Source organism: Blastococcus sp. CT_GayMR20 (genome assembly GCF_004570345.1).
Window position 1 is genome coordinate 1 of sequence record NZ_SPQM01000129.1, and the last position, 12,691, is coordinate 12,691.

At 71.7% G+C, this 12,691-nt stretch carries 13 protein-coding genes, 3 tRNA genes and 1 pseudogene; 5 read left to right on the plus strand and 12 right to left on the minus strand.

Going from position 1 to position 12,691, the window contains the following annotated elements; translation table 11 throughout:
* On the plus strand, nucleotides 1–551 hold a 551-nt coding region (locus E4P40_RS21755), incomplete at its 5' end, for an aminotransferase class I/II-fold pyridoxal phosphate-dependent enzyme (protein WP_135160512.1).
* A gap of 3 nt (nucleotides 552–554) precedes the next feature.
* Here E4P40_RS21755 and E4P40_RS21760 read toward each other — a convergent pair.
* From E4P40_RS21760 to E4P40_RS21800, 9 genes are all read right to left on the minus strand, one after another.
* Nucleotides 555–2,015 (minus strand): M1 family aminopeptidase, encoded by a 1,461-nt coding sequence (locus tag E4P40_RS21760; protein ID WP_135160513.1) that lies wholly within the window; start codon nucleotides 2,013–2,015, stop codon nucleotides 555–557.
* Nucleotides 2,012–2,419 (minus strand): MaoC family dehydratase, encoded by a 408-nt coding sequence (locus E4P40_RS21765; RefSeq protein ID WP_135160514.1) that lies wholly within the window; start codon nucleotides 2,417–2,419, stop codon nucleotides 2,012–2,014. Before E4P40_RS21765 ends, E4P40_RS21760 begins: the two co-directional genes overlap by 4 nt.
* The gene (locus tag E4P40_RS21770; RefSeq protein ID WP_135160515.1) at nucleotides 2,416–2,862 is read right to left on the minus strand and encodes a MaoC family dehydratase N-terminal domain-containing protein; all 447 of its coding nucleotides are present in this window, start codon (nucleotides 2,860–2,862) and stop codon (nucleotides 2,416–2,418) included. Before E4P40_RS21770 ends, E4P40_RS21765 begins: the two co-directional genes overlap by 4 nt.
* 32 nt (nucleotides 2,863–2,894) lie before the next feature.
* Nucleotides 2,895–3,059, minus strand: a complete 165-nt coding sequence (gene rpmG / locus E4P40_RS21775; RefSeq protein WP_092194908.1) for a 50S ribosomal protein L33 — start codon at nucleotides 3,057–3,059, stop codon at nucleotides 2,895–2,897.
* A 97-nt stretch (nucleotides 3,060–3,156) separates the two neighbouring features.
* Nucleotides 3,157–3,230: transfer RNA gene (locus E4P40_RS21780), tRNA-Met, on the minus strand.
* Between the two features lie 55 nt (nucleotides 3,231–3,285).
* A tRNA-Thr gene (locus tag E4P40_RS21785) sits at nucleotides 3,286–3,358 on the minus strand.
* Nucleotides 3,359–3,438: 80 nt separating this feature from the next.
* The gene (locus E4P40_RS21790; RefSeq protein WP_245160499.1) at nucleotides 3,439–5,949 is read right to left on the minus strand and encodes a sensor domain-containing phosphodiesterase; all 2,511 of its coding nucleotides are present in this window, start codon (nucleotides 5,947–5,949) and stop codon (nucleotides 3,439–3,441) included.
* A 486-nt stretch (nucleotides 5,950–6,435) separates the two neighbouring features.
* Complete coding sequence (locus E4P40_RS21795; protein WP_135160516.1) at nucleotides 6,436–8,550, minus strand: hypothetical protein; 2,115 nt, start codon at nucleotides 8,548–8,550, stop codon at nucleotides 6,436–6,438.
* Nucleotides 8,547–8,828 carry a hypothetical protein gene (locus tag E4P40_RS21800; RefSeq protein ID WP_135160517.1) on the minus strand — a complete coding sequence of 94 codons (282 nt, stop codon included), beginning with the start codon at nucleotides 8,826–8,828 and terminating at the stop codon, nucleotides 8,547–8,549. The genes E4P40_RS21795 and E4P40_RS21800 overlap by 4 nt, the downstream gene beginning before the upstream one ends.
* Nucleotides 8,829–8,978: 150 nt before the next feature.
* Between E4P40_RS21800 and E4P40_RS21805 the strand changes: the two genes are divergently transcribed.
* Complete coding sequence (locus tag E4P40_RS21805) at nucleotides 8,979–9,272, plus strand: pilus assembly protein TadG-related protein (protein WP_245160500.1); 294 nt, start codon at nucleotides 8,979–8,981, stop codon at nucleotides 9,270–9,272.
* Between the two features lie 187 nt (nucleotides 9,273–9,459).
* Here E4P40_RS21805 and E4P40_RS21810 read toward each other — a convergent pair.
* Nucleotides 9,460–9,541: transfer RNA gene (locus tag E4P40_RS21810), tRNA-Tyr, on the minus strand.
* An 86-nt stretch (nucleotides 9,542–9,627) separates the two neighbouring features.
* Here E4P40_RS21810 and E4P40_RS21815 point away from each other — a divergent pair.
* Nucleotides 9,628–10,119, plus strand: coding sequence for a YajQ family cyclic di-GMP-binding protein (locus E4P40_RS21815; RefSeq protein ID WP_135160518.1), 492 nt, complete (start codon nucleotides 9,628–9,630; stop codon nucleotides 10,117–10,119).
* On the opposite strand, the gene E4P40_RS21820 is transcribed toward E4P40_RS21815, so the two are convergent.
* Entirely contained in the window at nucleotides 10,110–10,649 is a 540-nt protein-coding gene (locus E4P40_RS21820) for an isoprenylcysteine carboxylmethyltransferase family protein (protein WP_135160519.1), read from the minus strand. The genes E4P40_RS21815 and E4P40_RS21820 overlap by 10 nt on opposite strands.
* An 86-nt stretch (nucleotides 10,650–10,735) precedes the next feature.
* On the opposite strand from E4P40_RS21820, the gene E4P40_RS21825 reads away from it, so the two are divergent.
* The gene (locus tag E4P40_RS21825) at nucleotides 10,736–11,311 is read left to right on the plus strand and encodes a TetR family transcriptional regulator (protein WP_135160520.1); all 576 of its coding nucleotides are present in this window, start codon (nucleotides 10,736–10,738) and stop codon (nucleotides 11,309–11,311) included.
* Nucleotides 11,312–11,371: 60 nt separating this feature from the next.
* On the opposite strand, the gene htpX is transcribed toward E4P40_RS21825, so the two are convergent.
* The gene (gene htpX, locus E4P40_RS21830; protein WP_135160521.1) at nucleotides 11,372–12,244 is read right to left on the minus strand and encodes a zinc metalloprotease HtpX; all 873 of its coding nucleotides are present in this window, start codon (nucleotides 12,242–12,244) and stop codon (nucleotides 11,372–11,374) included.
* Between the two features lie 174 nt (nucleotides 12,245–12,418).
* Between htpX and E4P40_RS21835 the strand changes: the two are divergent.
* Nucleotides 12,419–12,691, plus strand: a pseudogene (locus E4P40_RS21835) (2-oxoglutarate ferredoxin oxidoreductase subunit alpha); the annotation flags it as partial.

The following is a 12,691-nucleotide window of genomic DNA, read 5'->3' on the forward strand; positions in this document are numbered from 1 at the left end:
CGCCGTCCATGCCGGTCGTCGTCCCTGAGCTGGCCGACCGGTGCGTCGTCGTCAACGGCGTCGCCAAGACCTACGCGATGACCGGGTGGCGGGTGGGCTGGATCGTCGGGCCGGCCGACGTCGTGAAGGCCGCGACCAACCTGCAGTCGCACGCGACCTCCAACGTCGCCAACGTGTCCCAGGCGGCGGCGATCGCGGCGCTGAACGGCGACCTGTCCGCCGTGGCCACGATGCGCGAGGCCTTCGACCGGCGCCGGCAGACGATCGTGTCGATGCTGCGGGAGATCCCGGGCGTCGCCTGCCCGGAGCCGCAAGGCGCCTTCTACGTGTACCCGTCGGTGAAGGGTCTGCTCGGCCGCCCCATCGCCGGGCGGACGGCGGGGACCAGCGCCGAGCTCGCGGAGCTGATCCTGGAGCAGGCCGAGGTGGCTGTCGTCCCGGGCGAGGCCTTCGGGACGCCGGGCTACCTCCGGATGTCCTACGCGCTCGGCGACGAGGACCTGGTCGAGGGCGTCAGCCGGATGCAGCGGCTGCTCGGCACCGCCGAGTAGGAGTCAGCGGGGACCGCTGGACGGCAGGTCCGACTTGTCGAGGGCACCGGCCCGGTTGAGGACGGCGATCGCCTGCGGCAGGTCCGCGAGGGCGAGGGCGAGCTCCTCGGGCGTGGCGATGCTCCACGCAGCGGCGTCGACGTAGCAGCGGATCGCGGCGTCGAACTGCTCCGCTCCGGCGGCCTCGCGCGCGGCCAGCAGCGCGGATCCGCCCTTGTCGTAGACGAGCCGGAAGTACGACCGCGGATCGGCGAAATCGGTCATCGTGCCGCCGACCCGCCCCTCCAGGTCGATCGCCGCCTGGTTGACGAGGTCGTCGTCCCCGTCGACGAGCGACTCGGCCCAGGAGGCGAAGGCCTCGTCGAGCCACGGGTCGCGGAACTGCGAGTTGCCGACCATCCCGTAGAACCACATGTGCGCCACCTCGTGCACGAGCACCTGCTCGCTCGGCGTCGCCTCGAGGATCAGGCTCGGGTACTCGATGCCACCGCCGTAGTCCGGCAGCAGGGCGACGGTGAGCGTCGCGTAGGGGAACGGGCCCACGAACCGCTCCAGGTCGGCGATCGCCGCCGTCGTCGCGTCGAGCAGCTGGGCCGGCTCGAGCTCGGCGTCGGGCAGTGTGCCGACGCGGACCCGGACGCCGCCGGGCGTCTCGCCGTCCGCAGTGGTGAAGGAACCGGCTGCCACGGCGACGTCCCGGGCCACCGGCTCCCGCGACGTCCACGTGCGGCGTCCCCCCTGAGGCTCCGACGGCTCGGCCTGCGCGCCGGTCATGAGGACGGTGAGGTCCTCCGGCGCCGACACCGAGACGGTCGTGTCGGCGACCGGGCTGCTCGCGGTCTCCCCGCCCAGGTCGACGAACGGGTCCTCGGCCCAGCCGACGCCCGGCTCCCAGGTCAGCAGCGGTGCCCCGCTGGCCCACCAGGAGACGCCGTCGTCGGTGCCGAACCGGTCGAAACCCTCGCTGCCGAGCGACAGGGTGAAGTCGAGCTCCACCTCGGTGGACTCCCCCGCGTCCAGCTCGTCCTCGAGGTCGACGACGTAGAGCCCGCCGGGGTCCGTCGCCCCGGCTGCCTCGTACCGGCCCGCGGCGACGTCGTCGCCCCGGACGGCGTCGACGACCAGGCGGTTGCCGCCGTCCGCGGAGTCCGGGCCGTTGGGCACCAGCCGGAAGACCAGCTCCCGGACCGGGAGGTCGGGGGTGAACTCGACCGTCTCCGTGCCGGTGACGGTCCGCCGGTCGTCCTCGAGCCGGAAGTCCAGCGCGACCACCGGGCGGTCGGGGTCGGGTTCGGCCCGCTCGTCCGGGCAGGCCGCCTCTCCGACGGGCGGCGGTGCCGGCTCCGACGCGGTCGGCTCCGCGGCCCGCGGGACCTGCGGGGTCGCGGTGTCGGCGAAGGAGGTGCAGCCGGGGAGGAGGAGCGCTCCGGCAGCGGCCAGCAGGATCCGCCGCCGGCCCGTCATGCCAGGCGGACGATCGCGCGGGCCAGGGAGAGCACCTTCTCGCCGTCGCTGGTGACGGTGAGATCGATGCGGTGGCGGCCGTCGTCGAGCACCGCGCCCACCGTGCCGGTGACGGTGACCTCGGCGCCCCGGTCGTCGTCCGGGACGACGACGGGTCGGCCGAACCGGACGTGCTGCTCGACGAGGGCTCCGGGGTCGCCCGTCCAGGCCGTGACCGCGCGGCCGGCCAGGGCCATCGTGAACATCCCGTGCGCGATGACGCCGGGGAGACCCACCGCGGCGGCGGTGCGGTCGTTCCAGTGGATCGGGTTGAAATCGCCGGAGGCCCCGGCGTAGCGGACGAGGTCCGCGCGCGTGATGCGGAAGACGTGCTCGGGCAGCTCGGTGCCCACCTCGACGCTCATGCCTCACCCCGGGCGACCAGCATCGACGTCGCTGTGCAGACGGCCTCGCCGTCCTCGGTGGCGAGGTCGACCCGCGCGGTCAGCATGTCGTTGCCGGCCACGGTGCGGGCGGCGTCGATCGTCGTGGTCGCCACCAGCCGGTCGCCCGCGCGGACCGGCCGGTGGTGGACGAACTTCTGCTCGCCGTGCACCACGCGGCTGTAGTCGATCGCGACGTCCGGATCGCCGAGCACCACCATGGCCGCCTCGAGGCTGACCACGATGGCGAAGGTGGGCGGGGCGATGACGTCGGGATGCCCGGCGGCCCGGGCGGCATCGGCGTCGCGGTGGACCGCCGACTCCTCACCGATGGCGGCGGCGAACTCGGCGATCTTCGCGCGGCCTACCTCGTAGACGGCAGAGGGCGGGTAGCTGCGCCCGACCAGTTCCCGGTCCAGCGCCATGCTCCCGCCCTCGGCTCGGCTACGGACCCGCGTCAGCGGGTCTCGCGGTGCAGCGTGTGCTTGCGCTCACGCGGGCAGTACTTCATCAGCTCGAGCCGGTCGGGGTCGTTCCGCCGGTTCTTGCGGGTGATGTAGTTGCGGTTCTTGCACTCCTGGCAGGCCAGGGTGATCTTCGGACGGATGTCGGTCGCTGCCATGAGGAGTGCTCCTAGCCTTGTCGTTACAGATGCAGTGCGTCCGTGGCGGCGGTTGCCGACACGGTGACGGACCCCGGAGTGCGGGGTCCGTCGGGAGTAGCGGTGACCGGACTTGAACCGGTGACACAGCGATTATGAGCCGCTTGCTCTACCAGGCTGAGCTACACCGCCGGGTGACCGTGCGGCCCGGTCGCAGCGACTGGACCGGTAGGTCAGTTGTGTTACGAGCCCCTTTACGGAATCGAACCGTAGACCTTCTCCTTACCATGGAGACGCTCTGCCGACTGAGCTAAAGGGGCGTGCTCGAAGAGCCGTCGAAGATGCTACCCGACCGGCCCTCGGCAGCCGCTGCAGGGGTACGACAGCGTGGCGCCGGTGATTACGTGCGCACGAACAGGCGCCGGTGGATCGACCCGGGTGCGGCCGACCGCACGCCGGTGCGGGCCAGCAGCCAGCTCTCCAGGCGGTCGTCGGGCAGCGGCCGGCTGACCAGGAAGCCCTGCAGCTTGTCGCAGCCCATTTCCGCCAGCAGGTTGCGGGTCAGCTCGTCCTCGACACCCTCGGCCACCACGAACAGGCCGAGGTTGTGAGCCAGCTCGATGATCGAGCGGGCGATGAACGACTCGCCCTGGCTGGTCGACATGCCCAGCACGAAGGACTTGTCGATCTTGACCTCGTCGATCGGCAGCTGCCGCAGCTGGGACAGCGACGAGTAGCCGGTGCCGAAGTCGTCCATCGAGAGTCGCAGGCCCAGTGCGTGCAGGTCGGCGAGCACCGTGCTGTCGCGGACGGAGTCCCCGACGACGCTGCCCTCGGTCAGCTCCAGAGTGAGCAGCTCACCCGGGACGCCGTGGCGTTGCAGGGCCCGCCGGACGCGCGAGACGAGGTCCGGTTCGGTCAGGCAGTGCGCGGACAGGTTCACCGCTACCGACAGCGCGATGTCCTGGTCCAGCCACCGCCGGCAGCGGGCGAGGGCCAGGTCGAGCACGTGGTCGGTCACCGCGCCGATCCGGCCGATCTGCTCGGCGAGGTGGATGAAGTCGTCCGGCGAGACCGCGCCGTAGCGGGGATGGGCCCAGCGGACGAGCGTCTCCACCGACACGATGTCCGACGTCTGGGCGTCGATGATCGGCTGGAAGACCACGCTGATCTGGCCGTCTGCCATCGCCTGCTCGAGCTCGGTGCCCAGCTGCAGGCGGCGCAGGCTCTGCTGGTCGAGGACGGGGTGGTAGCTGGCCACCCCGCCGGACTCGACGGCGGCCAGCAGGGCGACGTCGGCGCGCTGCATGAGCGTCCCGGCGTCCGTCCCGTGCACGGGAGCGGCGGCGACGCCGATCTTCAGGGTGACCTCCAGATCGAGGCCGGCCACCCGGGCCCGGGTGGAGGCAGCCTCGCGCAGGCGGCGCGCCGCGCGCTCGGTCGCGGCCAGCGACAGGCCGGGCAGCAGGACGGCGAACTGCTCACCCTCCATCCGGGCCAGCAGCGCGTGCGGCGGGGCGTGCTCTCGCAGCAGGCCGGCCGTCACCAGGAGCAGCTCGTCGCTGGCTGCATGCCCCAGGGTGTCGGTCACCTCGGTGTAGTTGCCGAGCGAGGCCAGGATGAGGCCCGCCCGCGCGACGGCCGCGTCGGCGGAGAGCACCTGGTCGATCTCGGCCGCCAGGCGCTGCCGGTTGGGCAGCCCGGTCAGCCGGTCGTGGTCGGCGTCGTAGCGGATCTGGGTGAGCAGCTGCTGGTGCCGGATCGCGGCGTTGACGTGCGTCAGCATCGAGTCCAGCGCAGCACGGTCGCTGTCGGCGAAGGAGACGATGTCGCTGCGGCGGTCGCACACCTCGAGGTAGCCGGGCTCGCCGGCCGCCGTCATGACCGGGGCGCCGAGCAGGTCGGAGACGCCGCGCCGCGCGAGCGCAGCCATCTCCTCGGCGTCGGCCTTCGCCATCGAGACGAGGAGCGGGCCCTCCACGGAGCTGACCGCGCGACGCCGGAAGACGTCGTCCGGGTCCCCGGGGCCGTCGTACCAGACCGCGCCGTTCTCGGCGGAGACGATCAGACGCGGCTCCTCGTCGAGGTAGGGCGGCAGCCACAGCGCCACTCGCTCGGCGTTGAGCAGTTCGCGGACGGCCTCGACGATCTGCTGCGTGCCCGCCTCGTCGGGCGACACCTGCTCGACCCGGCGGGCGAAGTCGTAGACCCGCTCGACGCTGCTGCCCTCGCGGGCGACCTTGCCGAACCGCCGGAAGAGCAGACCCACCACGGACAGCACCGGGAGGATGAGCAGCCACGCCCAGGTGCTGAGGGTGGACAGCAGCAGCGCCATGATCCCGACGGACACGATGACCGGCGAGACGATGGCGATCGGGACCAGTTGCTCGCGCCAGACCTGCGGTCCGTTGTAGCCCGCCGTCAGGATGATCGCCGACGTGATCATGAGGGCGACGACGACGTTGGCCACCAGGACGGCCAGGATCAGCTCGAACCAGCGGAGCGGGTCGGTGATCTCCGCGGCGGGCAGGGCGTCGAGGACCGCGACGGCGACTGAGCCGTGCAGCAGGACCATCGCCAGGTTGAACAGCGTCTTGGGCGGCGTGTAGGTCCGGAAGGACATCTGGACGGCGAGCGCGACGATCCACGAGAGCGTGGCCCAGAAACCGCCGACCTCGACCAGGGCGATGGTGAGCGGGAGTTCGGCCAGCGACCAGGAGAAGGTCTGCCGCCGGAACTCCACGTGCATCTCGATCGACTCGGCGATGAGGAAGAGCACGAAGACGGCGAGGACGGCGAGCGGCTGGAACGGTTCGATCGCCCCCGGCAGGACGACGACGGCCAGCGGGAGCGCGATGAGACTGCCGGTGACGGCAATCGTCCATGCCCTGCGCGCCGCCGCGGTCGACACGCGCGGGGCAGGGGCTATCTCGGGCTCGGCCAACGTGACCCGGTTTCTCGGAAGTGGGAAGGGCGGCGCCGAGGCTAACAGCGGCGGGGCCTCGAACCGAGGAGCCGGAACCCGAACGGGGCAGGTGGTCGCGTACCGCCTGCCCCGTCGAAGGATTCTTCGATCAGAGGGAGCTACGGCCCCACTTGCCGGTGCGGCCCCACTTGCCGGTGCGGCCCCACTTGCCGGTGCGGCCCCACTTGCCGGTACGGATCTGCGAGCTCATGACGCCTCCACGTGAAATTGGCATGACTGACTGCGGTTGCTGCGGCAGCCACTTACGCGCGGGGGCAGAGCGTCGTTCGGTACGGACCGCGCTGGGAACATTGCTTCCCGTCACCCACTGGGACAAGCATCGAAGATCACGACGGAGTGACGAACCCTCGCGTCGTCACTCAGTGTGACCAGAGGTCGACTTGTCGTCATCGAACGGGTGACACGGACGTGTCAGCGGAGCAACTGCACCACGTCGTTGACACCTCTCCCTGCCGTCCTGAGTCCGCCGCTGACAACCTCACCCGTCACGGTGTCCACGACCGGGTCCAGCCAATTCGCCTTCGGTGAGACCGGCGCTGCCGGGATCCCGAGGGCTGCGCCCGTGCGCTCGAACGCCTCCTCCGCCTGTCGCGCGACCGACTCGACATCCCGCCTGAGCTCCCACCGGACGCGCGCCTCCTCGGCCGCGTCGGCGCTGGAGAATCGCAGGCCCCGGTCAACCGGCTCGTCCCACGTACCGTCCGCACCGAAGAGGATCGCGGCCGAGCCCTCCGCGAACGACAGCGCGGCCCCGACCGGGCTCCGACGCACGAGTTCCCCTCCGACGGTGGTCGGCAGACCCACGGTCCAGTTCCAGAGCAGTTCGACGTTCTCGGCCCGCTGTTTCGCCTCGAACCCGTCGAGCGCGTGGTTCAGCCGGTGTCCGTACTCCCGAACCGCGAGGAAGGCGGCCGGGAGGACCACCACCGGATGGGGTGCCCCGTCGCCGGCCACGGTGGAGGACCCGGGAACCACACCGAGGGAGCGCTGGAGGGCCGCGCCGATCGCGGCGGCTGCACTCGCATCGAGGCTGACGTAGCCAATCCCTCGCAGGACCTCTTCCTGGCGGTCGACCAGACGGCCGTCGACCCCTACCGACAGCGCTCCCGCGGCGACATGCACCTGACTCGCCACCGCGCGGCCGATGTCGGCAGCAACCTGAGCGACGGTCCGGCGGCTGACATCCCAGTCCCGCGGTGATCCCTCGAACAGGCTGCTGCCGATCACGTCGAGGCCGGACCGCACGGCGTCTGCCCCCGCCTCTCCCGCCTGCAGCGCCGCGGACACGATCACCTGCCCGAGCGCGGCCCCACCGTCGTTCCAGCCCCGTGCCAGCGCCGCCTCCCAGACTGCCCCGTCCCCGAGCAGGGCCGCGGAGGCCGCGGAGTCGTGGCGGTCGGCCAGGAGACCCACCATCTGCCCGACCGGATCCGACGCCTCGGGCGGAAAGCCCTTCGGCAGGTCCCCGAGCCCCACATCCGTGCCCTGGACGTGTTCCCTCGACAGCATCTGGCGTGCCCATCCGGCGACGGTTGCCGGGCGCGGCCCCCCGGAACCGCCCGTCCGTCCTGCGACGACGACCGCTGCCATCCCCACGGCCACCGCGTCGGAGTCGCCGTATCGCTCGTCGGTGTGGACGTAGACGGCGCCCAGGACGTCGTCGACCTCGCCGCTGCCGGCCGCCGCACCGAGTGCGGTGCCCAACATGGTGGCGAGGAAGGGCAACCACTCTCCGCCGCTGCCGAGGCGGGACAGCAGGGCACGGACGCCTTCGGCACCCAGCGCCTCGAGAAACGCGGTCGCGAACGGAGGCGCCCCGGCGCTCGCGGTGGCCTGACGGGCGGCCTCCTCCATGCCGGCCGGTGTGGTGGCCTCGAACAGCGCGGTCGCAAGGGCCGCTCCCGATGCGGCGAGCTGTGGATCGCCCCAGAACGGGAGCAGAGCCGCCAGGTGGGCGAGCGCGCGCGTGTCATCGCCGGGCCGGCCGGTGCCGCCGACCACGGCGCAGGCGTCCACCAGTGCCCTCGCGGTGGCGCTGGCGTCGTCCTCGACATCGGCGAGCAGCGCCTCGTGCCTCCTGCGCCGCGACTCCTCGGACGCCCGCAGGTCCTCGACGACAGCCACCGCACCCGCGCCGTCGTACTGGACCTGCGCGCGGATGACCTCCAGCTCGCTCCACCGGCCCCAGGCCACGGCGTGGTCGTCGTCCTGCTCGGCTCTCAGGTCCCTCACCTGCCGCCGGGCGTCGCGGAGCCGGTCCGCGTGCGCGCTCAGGTGACCGGTCGCGACGAGCACCGCACCACCGACCTCGCGCACGAGGTGGCGCACCCGCCCGATCTGGGCAGCGGCCGCCGCCGCGTCGTCCCCGATCCACCCCGGCGCTGTCGCGGCCGGCCCCTCCAGGTCACCCGCGAGGACCGCCAGCACGTGCGCGGCGCCGGCGACCGACCGGACGACGTCGTCGATCGCCGCCGGGTCGCCGGGGGGCATGTCGAGCGGGATCCTGGCCGGCAGAGCGGTGGTCATCCGAGGCGCGCCCGACCCGGGCCGGCGAGCACCGTGCCGTCGACGGTCAGCCAGGAGTCCGCGACCGCCGCCACGGTGTCCCCGAGCCACTGCAGTTCTCCCTCGAGGGCTCGACCGGCCGTCCGGTGGCTGTCGAGGAACGCCTCGACCGCGACGCTCAGAGGACCGACGTCCCCCGGCTCGTGAAGGCGGACGGCGAACTCCTGCGCCGTCCCTGCTGAGGCCCGGAGCGCGTTGGCGAGGCCGTAGACCTCGCGTGCCGGCATCTCGATCGACATGGCGGCAGTCTCGCGTCGCTCCGCCACCCGCCGTGAGCGTCGTCCACAGGCCCGCCCGCGGGACAGGGCACCACACGATCGGGTGTCCACAGTGTCCACAGGCATCGTCCACAGAGAGTGGACAACCGTCGGCGTCCGTACGCTGCGCCGGTGCCGACCATCGACGAGACGCGGGAGCGGGGCTCGACCCTGCCGTTCGTGCTCGTCTGCTGGACGGTCGCGGCGCTGATGGTCTTCGGCGCGATCGCCGCCTCCGACGCCTTCCTCGAGCAGCAGGAGGTGCAGGCCGTCTGCGACGGCGCTGCCCTCGCGGCGGCCAACCGCACCGACGAGGCGATCGTGTACACCAGCGGCGTCGGCACCGAGCTGCCGCTCACCCGCGCCACCGCCCAGGCGGCCGTCGCCGATCAGCTCGCCGACGGCGGGACGACGCTCGACTCGTGATCGGCCGAGACCGACGGTGTCGAGGTGACCGTGCGCTGCACCCGCTTCGTCCAGATCGCCTTCGACTGGCTGTTCCTGGGCGGGGAACCGCTGGAACGCACCGCCACCGCCAGCGCTCGAGCGCCGACGCTCCCATGACGCGGAACGGCCCCCGACCTGAGAAGGTCGGGGGCCGCCGAACCAGGCGTGGCGGGTGAAGGATTCGAACCTTCGTAGGCTAAGCCGACGGATTTACAGTCCGCTCCCATTGGCCACTCGGGCAACCCGCCGTGCGGTGGTACCGAAGGAGAATACAAGACGGCGGACGGCGTCCTCGGCCCCCCGAGCCGACGTCCGCGCAGCGAGAGGAAGAGCTATGGCCGACGCGTCCTTCGACGTCGTGAGCAAGGTGGACCGCCAGGAGGTCGACAACGCCCTCAACCAAGCCGGCAAGGAGCTCTCGCAGCGCTTCGACTTCCGCGGCACCAACGCCACCATCTCCTGGGCCGGTGACGAGGGGGTGAGCCTCCAGGCCGACACCGAGGAGCGGGTGGCCGCGGCACTGGAGGTCTTCAAGGAGAAACTGATCAAGCGCGGCATCTCGCTGAAGGTGCTCGACGCCGGCGAGCCGCAGGCCTCCGGGAAGGTCTACAAGCTCTCGGCGAAGATCAAGCAGGGCATCGAGTCCGACGTCGCGAAGAAGATCGCCAAGCTGATCCGCGACGAGGGCCCCAAGGGCGTCCAGGCGCAGATCCAGGGCGACCAGCTGCGGGTCAGCGGGAAGAAGCGGGACGACCTGCAGGCTGTGCAGCAGCTGCTGCGCGGCGCCGACCTCGACGTCGCCCTGCAGTTCGACAACTACCGCTGATCGACAGCAGCTCGGCGCCTCGGGTCACGGCGCCTGACTCCCCGCCAGGGAGTCAGGCGCGGCAGCCACCGCGGCACGTTCGCGCAGAACTCCTCGTACGGCGGGCCGTAGGCCTCGCGCAGGGTGGGTTCCTCGTACGTGCGCACGAAGGCGTGCACGGTGAGGCCGAGGACGACCAGATAGCCGAAGAGCCCCCAACTCGTGAAGAGGAGGACCTGGCCGAGCACGAGCGCGAGGACCGCGACGTACATGGGGTTCCGGACGTGCCGGTAGGCGCCCTCGACGACCAGCCGTTCGGTCGGCGCCGATGGTGCGGGTGTCCCCCGCCCGTGCCAGGCGAAGGCGACGAACGCGTGGGCCAGCGCCGCCGCTCCGGCGAGGACGAGGACCCAGCCCAGGCCGTCGACCCACGGCACCGGATCGACGGGCCGACGCCAACGTGTGATCAGCGAGGGCACCAGGACGCAGACGGTTCCGGGTGTCACGAGCAGGAAACCGAAGCTGCCGACTGCGGCCGAGGTCCTCTTCATGGCATCTCCGGAGTCACCAGGTGTTGACATCAGCGTAGAGCCGCGGATCCGGCGAGGTCAACGCGTGCTGACATAGCATCACCGGCGTGACCGGGACGCGGCGCTCGTCGGACACGAAGGCGGCGATCCTGGCAGCGGCCCGCACCCGTTTCGCCGCCGAGGGGTATCGCTCGGCCTCTCTCCGGGCTGTCGCCCGAGACGTGGGAGTGGACGCGGCCCTGGTGGTGCGCTACTTCGGTTCCAAGCCAGCGTTGTTCGCCGCGGCCACCGACATCGACCTCCGCATCCCCGACCTCACCCACCAGCCCGCGGGCGAGCACGGAGAACGCCTCGTCGAGCACTTCCTGTCGCGCTGGGATGCGGAGACCCTGGAGGGCCAGGTCCTCCTGAGCCTGCTGCGCTCCGCCGCCAGTGATGCCGCCGCGGCAGCCGGCATGCGCGAACTCTTCGCCCGCCAGCTCGTGCCCGGGCTGCGCCGCCTGATCACCGACGAGTCCGAGGCGCCCCAGCGCGCGGCCCTCGTCGCCAGCCAGATACTCGGCCTGGCACTGGCTCGATCCGTCCTCGCGCTGCCTCCCTTCGACGCGATGCCGCCGGACGTGATCGCAGCGAACGTCGGGGCGACGGTCCAGCGCTACCTCCACGAGCCGCTGCGGCCGTGACGGGAGGGCCCGCTCGCAGGGCCTGCCCCGAGGAACGAGGGGTGGGGCGAGGGAGTTCTCCTACTGACCGAGCTCGCGCGCCATGCGCTCCAGGCGGGCGATGCGCTCGGGCATCGGCGGGTGGCTGGCGAACATCGACGCGAAGCCCTGACCGCGGAACGGGTTGGCGATCATCAGGTGGCTCTGGGTCACCAGGCGGTCGTCCTGCGGCAGCGGCAGGGCCGTGGCGCCCCGTTCGATCTTGCGCAGGGCACTGGCCAGCGCCAGCGGGTCCTGCGAGAGCTGGGCGCCGGTGGCGTCGGCCTGGAACTCCCGGCTCCGGCTGACCGCCATCTGCACCAGGCCGGCCGCCAGGGGACCGAGGAAGATCAGCAGCAGCCCGCCGAGGGCGTTGCCTCCCCCGCGGTCGTCCGACCGGCCGCCGAACAGTGACGCGAACATCGCCATGTGGGCGAGGTAGGTGATGACCGTGGCCATGGCGCCGGCGACCGAGCTGATCAGGATGTCGCGGTTGTAGACGTGGGACAGCTCGTGCGCCAGCACCCCGCGCAGCTCGCGGCGGTCGAGCAGCTCGAGGATGCCCTGGGTGACGCACACGGCCGCGTTGCGGGGGTTCCGCCCGGTCGCGAAGGCGTTGGGCTGGTTGGTCGGGCTGACGTAGAGGCGCGGCATCGGCTGACGGGCCTCGGTGGCCAGCTCCCGGACGATCGAGTAGAGCTGCGGGGCCTGGGTCTCGGTGATCGGGAACGCCCGCATGGCGCGCAGCGCGAGCTTGTCCGAGTTGAAGTAGGCATAGCCGTTGACGCCGAGCGCTATCACGAGGGCGATGAGCAGCCCGCCACGTCCCCCGATGAGCGCACCGGCGGCGAGGATGAGACCGCCCATGAGCCCGAGGAGGACGGCGGTCTTCAACCCGTTGTTCCAGCGCTGCACGACCGGTCCAACGCGACCGCCCGGGGCGCCGTTCCCCTGGCCGCTGCGAGGCCTCCCTCATCGGAATGAGGAACGGAAGCGCCCGGTTAGGGGTTTTCGAGGTCGTCATGTCGGGATCCACATGCCGGCCGTGGACACACGCACGTAACCTCGGCCGGTGGAGGTACACCACTGATGACTGCGATCGATCGACCCGAGGCGGCCCTCACCTCGGCTCCGGGCGGGCTCGTGAAGAGCGTCGTGGAGCTCGACCGGGTCGTCATCCGCCTGGCAGGTGACTCCGGCGACGGCATGCAGCTGACCGGCAACCGGTTCACCGCCGAGACGGCGTCCTTCGGCAACGACCTCTCGACGCTGCCCAACTTCCCCGCCGAGATCCGCGCGCCGACGGGGACGCTGCCGGGTGTCAGCTCCTTCCAGCTGCACTTCGCCGACCACGACATCATG